Source organism: Streptomyces sp. NPDC002088, assembly GCF_040296605.1.
Taxonomy (GTDB): domain Bacteria; phylum Actinomycetota; class Actinomycetes; order Streptomycetales; family Streptomycetaceae; genus Streptomyces.
Genome location: NZ_JBEOXO010000070.1, coordinates 1 through 7,219, shown reverse-complemented (window position 1 = coordinate 7,219; position 7,219 = coordinate 1). Strand labels below are relative to the sequence as shown.

The 7,219-nt window shown below is 70.1% G+C and carries 5 protein-coding genes and 1 rRNA gene; 5 read left to right on the top strand and 1 reads right to left on the bottom strand.

The features are described 5' to 3' along the window. Nucleotides 1–740 precede the first annotated feature (740 nt). The 5 genes from ABT114_RS49595 to ABT114_RS49575 all read left to right on the top strand — a co-directional run bounded on the left by ABT114_RS49595 (nucleotide 741) and on the right by ABT114_RS49575 (nucleotide 6,936). Nucleotides 741–3,485 (top strand): helix-turn-helix transcriptional regulator, encoded by a 2,745-nt coding sequence (locus ABT114_RS49595; protein WP_351153769.1) that lies wholly within the window; start codon nucleotides 741–743, stop codon nucleotides 3,483–3,485. A gap of 94 nt (nucleotides 3,486–3,579) precedes the next feature. Continuing rightward, nucleotides 3,580–4,404 (top strand): alpha/beta fold hydrolase, encoded by an 825-nt coding sequence (locus tag ABT114_RS49590; protein ID WP_351153766.1) that lies wholly within the window; start codon nucleotides 3,580–3,582, stop codon nucleotides 4,402–4,404. A gap of 19 nt (nucleotides 4,405–4,423) precedes the next feature. Beyond that, nucleotides 4,424–5,254, top strand: a complete 831-nt coding sequence (locus ABT114_RS49585) for an alpha/beta fold hydrolase (protein WP_351153764.1) — start codon at nucleotides 4,424–4,426, stop codon at nucleotides 5,252–5,254. Nucleotides 5,255–5,286: 32 nt separating this feature from the next. After that, on the top strand, nucleotides 5,287–6,084 hold the full coding sequence (locus ABT114_RS49580; RefSeq protein ID WP_351153761.1) for an alpha/beta hydrolase: 798 nt from the start codon (nucleotides 5,287–5,289) through the stop codon (nucleotides 6,082–6,084). Nucleotides 6,085–6,144: 60 nt separating this feature from the next. Continuing rightward, a complete protein-coding gene (locus ABT114_RS49575) occupies nucleotides 6,145–6,936 on the top strand; it encodes an MBL fold metallo-hydrolase (RefSeq protein ID WP_351153759.1) in 792 nt (263 codons plus the stop codon). 195 nt (nucleotides 6,937–7,131) lie between these two features. On the opposite strand, the gene rrf is transcribed toward ABT114_RS49575, so the two are convergent. Beyond that, nucleotides 7,132–7,219, bottom strand: a 5S ribosomal RNA gene (gene rrf / locus ABT114_RS49570); the annotation flags it as partial.

Genomic DNA, 7,219 nt, shown 5'->3' with positions numbered 1-7,219 from the left:
CCCGGCGATTCCCAATCGACTCGTTCGAGTCGACCGGATCCAGCCGAGCCCGAAATCGAATCTAATTCGGGCACGCCGAATAGAACCCCGTCGGGAGATCGTACTGGTGGTTTGTTGCCGCTACTGCGGCGGAGGTGCCGTCGAAGAACCGTTACGGCTCCCCGGCAACCCGGAGGACTATACGGATCTGAGAGGGGGCCGTCAACCGCCCGTGTCAAGATCTTTCAATCGAGGTCGCTGAGGCGGCCGTCTGCGTCCGGAAGGAGTCCGGCTCCTGCACGGTCTACTTGGCTGTCTGGAGGAAGGACAGGTGCGCGACCAGGTCCTGGAGCGAAGGGAGTCGCTGCGCCTTGGCGGCCGGCCACTCCTCGGCGCGTGACGCCCTGAGGGCGACAGCGGTATCGGCGACCGGTTGGTGGCGGACCGCCGATACCTGTCACGTCAGGCCTGTGACGTGCCGGCCCGGCCTGGAGGCCGGAGGAAGAACCGGGCCGAGTTGTCGATCCCGAACCTGGGCACGTCCAGTGTCGGCTGCACGCCGGCAGGGACCAAGCGTGGTCCGTTGACGGACGAGCCGCGGCGAAGCGGAGGTCGGCATATGACTTGCGCAAGTCTCCTGTAAGTCCAGGCGGACATATGCAGGATGGGCAGTACCAGCGGATGGTGCGGGGGCAGTGTGCGCGGGGGGACTACGTTGTCGTCGACCTTGCCACCCGACCTTTCTGAAAGGTGTCGGCTTGATGCTCAAGGGGCGGGTCAGGGAACTGGAAGTGCTCCATCGGTTCGTCGCAGACCTGCGCGACGGATTGAGCGGTGTCGTCCTCCTGTGCGGTGACGCCGGCATCGGTAAGACCGTCCTGCTGGATCATGCGGCCGCGGAGGCCGCCGACCTGCGCGTCCTGCGGGTGGCGGGTGTGGAGGCGGAGTCCGGGTTCCCTTTCGCGGCGCTGCACCGTCTGCTCGTACCGTTCTTGGACGGTCTCAAGGAGCCCGGCGCGCTTCCCGCTACCCAGCGCGCGGCGCTGCAGGTGGCCTGTGGACTGGCCGAGGGACCAGCCGCCGACCAGTTCCTGGTGGGACTCGCGACGCTCACGCTGCTTGCGCAGGCTGCGAAGCAACGGCCTCTGCTGGCCTGCGTCGATGACGCCCAGTGGCTCGACAAGGAGTCCTTGGGCGTGCTCGCCTTTGTAGGCCGGCGGGTGCACGCCGAGGGCGTCGGCCTGCTGTTCGCCGCGCGGACCGGTTTCGACGCGCCCGCGGGCCTTCCGTCCACCGAAGTCGCCGGCCTGGAGGACGAGTTCGCTCTGGAACTGCTGCGGGAGACCGTCCCCGGACAACTCGACACCCGTGTCGCGGCGCGGATCGTGGCCGCCACGGCCGGGAACCCGCTGGCACTGACTGACCTGGGACAGGAACTCTCCGCCGACCAGCTCTCCGGTGGGCTCGCGCTGCCCGAACCGCTGCCCGTCGGCGGCAGGCTGGAGGCGCACTACCTCCATCAGGTCCGCGAGCTGCCGGAGCCGACGCAGACCTGGCTGCTTCTCGCCGCCGCCGAGCCGGGCGGCGACCTCGGGTACCTCACGAGCGCGGCACGTCGGCTCGGGATCGGCACGGATGCCTCCGGCCCGGCCGAAGCCGCGCGTCTGGTGGTGCTGCACGCCGCCGCGCAGTTCCGCCACCCGCTGGTTCGGTCGGCTGTGTACAGCGGAGCCACCAGCGTCGAGCGAAGGCGTGCGCACCAGGCGCTGGCGGAGGTCACTGACCGCCCGGCCGACACCGACCGGCGGGCCTGGCATCTCGCCGCCGCCACCATCGGGACGGATGCCGCCGTCGCCGCGGAGGTAGAACGCGTGGCCGACCGGGCGGGCGCGCGGGGTGGTTACGCGGCGCGCGCCACCTTCCTGACCCGGGCAGCCGAGCTGACGCCGGAAGGCGACGTACGAGCGGGGCGGCTGCTGTCGGCGGCCGAGGCAGCGCTGCGAGCCGGGGCGCCGTTGCAGGCGGAGTCGCTGCTGGACGGGATCGACGGGGAGCTGCTCGGTGATGTCGGCCGGGGCCGGGCGCTGCTGGTCCGGGCGACCACGGGCCTCGCGCTGGGCCGCGCGGATTCGTTCGCGCAGGCGTCGGCGCTGTGCGTGCGCGCCGCCCGGTTCCTCTCCGACGGTGCTCCGGACCTGGCTCGTGAGGCGCTTTTGCGGGCGATCGACCGCGCCATCACCGCGGAGCACCTCATACGGGACACGACGCCGGCCGAGATCGCCCGGGCCGTGGAGACGCTGGTGCCGCGCACCGGTGAGGCGACCGGCGTCGACCTCGTGCTGCGCGGCTTCGCGGTCCTGGCCACCGACGGCTACGAACTCGCCGTACCGCACCTGCGGCGGGCCTGTGCCATGGTGCTGGACCCGGGCACCCCCGAGGAGGAGGTGCTGCGCGCCTATCAGCCCGCCGTCACCCTGTCGATGATCCTTTGGGATGAGCAGAAGCACACCGCTGTCATGGGGCGGGCGGCCGACGTCGCCCGGCGGACCGGCTCCCTGTGGCAACTGGACTCCGCGCTGTACTGCGCCACGATGTCCGAGACCAATCTCGGGGAGTTGGCGGCCGCCGACGACCTGTTGGCCGAGGGCCACCAGATTCGTGCGGCGATCGGCGCGAACGACGACGTGTGGGCCATCTACCGGCATCCCGAGCTGCTGGCCTGGCACGGCGAGCGCGACGACCTGGACGCCGTTCTGCGCGGATCGATGGAGGCCGGCACCTGGCTCGGCACCGGCGCGGTCGAGTCCATCGCCCGCATCGGCATGGTGGTGCTCGCCCTGAGCCGCGGCGACTACGCCGAGGCGCGCACCGTCGCGCACGAACTGATCGAGCACGATGTGCTCGGGGTGCACTCCCGGCTGCTCCCCCACCTTGTCGAGGCGGCCGTACGCTGCGGCGACCGGGTCCTCGCCACGACCGCGCTGGGGACGCTGGCCTCCCGGGCGACGGCCTCCGGCACGCCCTGGGCCCTGGGCTTGCTGGCCCGATCGAGTGCCCTGCTCGCAGCCGTCGACGACGCCGAGCCGCTGTACAACGACGCGATCACCCTGCTGTCGGGCACGAGAGCCCGCTCCGATCTCGCCGTCGCCCACCTGCTGTACGGCGAGTGGCTACGCCGCCGCAAGCGCCGCAAAGACGCCCGCGAGCACCTGCGTACGGCCGTCGCGATGTTCGACGCCATGCGGGCCACGGGATACGCGGCGCGCGCCGCCCAGGAGCTCGCCGCCACCGGGGCGCGGCCCCAGCGCGGAACGGCCGGGACGACGAGCACGCTGACCCCGCAGGAGCTCCAGATCGCCCGCCTCGCCAAGGGCGGTGCGACCAACGCCGAGATCGCCGCCCAGCTGTACATCAGCGCCAGCACCGTCGACTACCACCTGCGCAAGATCTTCCGGAAGCTCGACGTGAAGTCCCGGCGCCAACTCCACCAGGCCTGGGACGGCTGACCCCAGTCACGACTACGCGCTCCACGGGATTCGAGCACCATCCGTCCTGACCGACGCTTGGGCGACCGGACAGATCCTGCAGACGGGAGCATCCATGCCATACGTCACCGCGAGCGACGGAGCGCAGATCTACTACAAGGACTGGGGCACGGGCCGGCCGGTCGTGCTCAGCCACGGCTGGCCGCTGAACTCGGACAGCTGGGAGGCGCAGCAGCTGTTCCTCGCCTCGAACGGCTTCCGCGCCATCGCCCACGACCGTCGTGGGCACGGCCGGTCCTCCCAGACCTGGCACGGCAATGAGATGAACACCTACGCCGACGACCTCGCCACCCTCATCGACACGCTCGACCTGCGCGACGCGACGCTCGTCGGCTTCTCCACGGGCGGCGGCGAAGTCGCCCGCTACATCGGGCGCCACGGCACCGCGCGCATCGCGCAGCTCGTGCTGGTCTCCGCCGTACCGCCCTTCATGCTCAAGACCGACGACAATCCCGGTGGCGTACCGATCGAGGAGTTCGACGCGATCCGCGCCGGGTCGCTCGCCGACCGCTCGCAGCTGTACCACGACCTGGCCGACGGCCCGTTCTTCGGGAACAACCGCCCCGGCGCCGATGTCTCCCAGGGCATCCGGGACGCGTTCTGGCGCCAGAGCCTGCAGGCCGGGCACCGGGGCGCCTACGAATGCATCGCGGCCTTCTCGGCCACCGACTTCCGCGCCGACCTGGACGCCTTCGACGTACCCACGCTGGTCATCCATGGCGACGACGACCAGGTCGTGCCCTTCGAGGTCGGCGGCAAGGCGTCGGCGGCCCGCATCAAGAACGCGACGCTGAAGGTCTACCCGGGTGCGCCGCACGGCATCACGGACACGCACAAGGAAGAGCTCGGCACCGACCTGCTGGACTTCCTCAACTCCTGACCGCGGAAGGAACCATCGCATGATTCCCGAAGGTCAGCCCCGCCGTCGCGTTCTCGGCGGGCTGCTCGCGGCGGGAGCGGTCACGCTCGGCGCCGCCCCCGCCTCGGCCTCGGCCTCCGCCCGCTCGGGGAGCGAGACGAGACCGACCGTCGTGCTCGTGCACGGCGTGTTCGCCGACTCCTCCGGCTGGAACGACGTCATCGCCCGCCTGCTGAAGGCCGGATTCCCGGTCATCGCCCCCGCGAACCCGCTGCGCGACCTGGCGGGCGACTCGGCGTACGTCTCCAGCGTCATCGACACCATCCCCGGCCCGGTCATCCTGGTCGGCCACTCCTACGGCGGCGAGGTCATCACCAACGCTGGGCGCGGTCACGCCAACGTCAAGGCGCTGGTGTACGTCGGGGCTTTCGCGCCCGACGAGGGCGAGAGCGCGCTGCAACTGGCCGGCATGTTCCCGGGCAGCAAACTGCCGGACGCGCTGGTGACCCGCCCGTTCCCGCTGCCCGACGGCACCACCGGCACTGACGGCTACGTCGACCCGGCGAAGTTCCACGAGGTCTTCGCCGCGGACCTGCCGACCTCCGTGACGCGGCTCATGGCGGCCACCCAGCGCCCCGGCAGCGTAGGCGGGTTGGCGTCCGGCAGCGGCGTACCGGCCTGGAAGAGCCTGCCGTCCTGGTACGTGATCCCCACCGCCGACAACGTCATCCCGGCTGCCGCGCAGCGCTTCATGGCGGGGCGCGCCGGGAGCACGACCGTCGAGGTGAAGGGCTCCTCGCACGTCGTGATGATGTCGCACCCCGATGTTGTCGTCCGCCAGATCCTGGCCGCCTACCGAGCCATCCATTGACGCCACCTGTTGACGCCCAGGAAGGAACATCGATGAGCGCACCGGACACCATTGTCCTGATCCACGGCTTCTGGGTGACGCCGCGCAGCTGGGAGCACTGGATCGACCGCTACGAGAAGCAGGGCTACCGCGTGCTCGCGCCCGCCTATCCCGGTTTCGAGGTGGAGGTCGAGTCCCTGAACGCCGACCCGGCTCCGATCGAGAAGGTGACTGCCCCGCAGATCCTCGAGAGCCTTGCGAACGTGATCCGCGGGCTCGACAAGCCGCCCGTCCTGATCGGCCACTCCGCGGGCGGGGCGTTCATGCAGGTCCTGCTCGACCACGGCTTCGGCGCGGCCGGAGTGGCCATCAACTCCGCGCCCACCGAAGGCGTGAAAGTGATCCCCGTGAGCCAGGTGAAGTCGACCTTCCCCGTGCTCAAGAACCCCGCCAACCACCACAAGGCGGTCGGCCTCACCCATGAGCAGTGGCACTACGCCTTCACCAATACGTTCTCCGAAGAGGAGTCCCGGGCGCTCTACGAGCGTTACGCGATCCCCGCATCGGGCCGCATCCTGTGGAACAGCGTGCTGGCCAACCTCCAGCCCGGCCACCAGGACATCTGGGTGAACTACCACAACGACGACCGTGCACCGCTGCTGTTCCTCTCCGGCGAGCTGGACCATCTCATGCCGCCCCAGGTCCAGCGGTCCAACGCCCAGCACTACAAGTCGAACACCGTCACCGAGGTCAAGGTGTATCCGGGGCAACCGCACCTGATGCCGGCCTCGCCAGGCTGGGAAGAGGTCGCGGACCACGCCCTGTCGTGGGCCTTGTCGCACGCCCGATAGCCACCAGGGGGCCCGGGGCGGTTCTACCCGCCGCCCCGGGCCACCGGAAGGGATGACCGCATGACCGACGTCCGCGTCACCCACATCGGCGGTCCGACCACACTGATCGAGGTCGGCGGCTGGCAGCTGCTGACCGACCCGACGTTCGATCCGCCGGGGCGCCGCTACTCGTTCGGCTGGGGCACGTCCTCCCGTAAGACGTCCGGCCCCGCGCTCTCCGTCGCGGACCTGCCGCCGGTCGATGCCGTCCTGCTCAGTCACGATCACCACGGCGACAACCTCGACACGGCCGGGCGCTCCCTGCTGCCGACCGCGGACGTCGTGCTCACCACGCCCTCCGGCGCACGACGACTCGGCGGCAACGTCCGTGGCCTGGCGCCCTGGACGACCACACGCCTTCAGGCTCCAGGACGCACGACGATCGACATCACCGCGACCCCCGCCCGCCACGGACCGCCACTGTCCCGGCCGCTCACCGGGGACGTCACCGGCTTCGCACTCCAGTGGAAGGGACAACGGCACGGCGTGCTGTGGATCTCCGGAGACACCGTCCTCTACGACGGGGTACGACACCTTGCCCGTCGCCTGAACGTGGGCACCGCCCTGTTGCACATGGGCGGCGTGCGGTTCCCGCTGACGGGCCCGATCCGCTACACGATGACGGCAGCTCAGGCTGTAGAGCTGTGCCGACTGCTCACCCCGCGAACCGCCCTCCCCATCCACTACGAGGGCTGGCACCACTTCCGCGACAACCGAGAAGCCATCGAACGACACCTCGCCTCGGCTCCCGCCGACATCCGGGACCGCTTCCGTTGGCTGCCCGTCGGAAAAGGGGTCGACCTCAGCGTGTGACGGCGCCGGTCTGTGCTGATGCTCCTGCCGACAAGATCGCCTGTCCGGCGTATTCGCCGCCAGGGAACTGGGCGCCGAGCGCATTGGCGTCATGAGCCGGCGCGCACGCCGATTCCGCCTGCGACGAAGCCGGCGATCCGCTGGGCAACGCAAAAAGGCCCACGCCGATTACGGCGTGGGCCTTTTTTAAAATTTGTTCGGCGGCGTCCTACTCTCCCACAGGGTCCCCCCTGCAGTACCATCGGCGCTGTAAGGCTTAGCTTCCGGGTTCGGAATGTAACCG

Excerpts from the sequence above, each read along its gene's own strand:
- ABT114_RS49595 (WP_351153769.1), top strand. The coding sequence starts at position 741 with ATGCTCAAGGGGCGGGTCAGGGAACTGGAAGTGCTCCATCGGTTCGTC.
- ABT114_RS49590 (WP_351153766.1), top strand. The coding sequence starts at position 3,580 with ATGCCATACGTCACCGCGAGCGACGGAGCGCAGATCTACTACAAGGAC.
- ABT114_RS49585 (WP_351153764.1), top strand. The coding sequence starts at position 4,424 with ATGATTCCCGAAGGTCAGCCCCGCCGTCGCGTTCTCGGCGGGCTGCTC.
- ABT114_RS49580 (WP_351153761.1), top strand. The coding sequence starts at position 5,287 with ATGAGCGCACCGGACACCATTGTCCTGATCCACGGCTTCTGGGTGACG.
- ABT114_RS49575 (WP_351153759.1), top strand. The coding sequence starts at position 6,145 with ATGACCGACGTCCGCGTCACCCACATCGGCGGTCCGACCACACTGATC.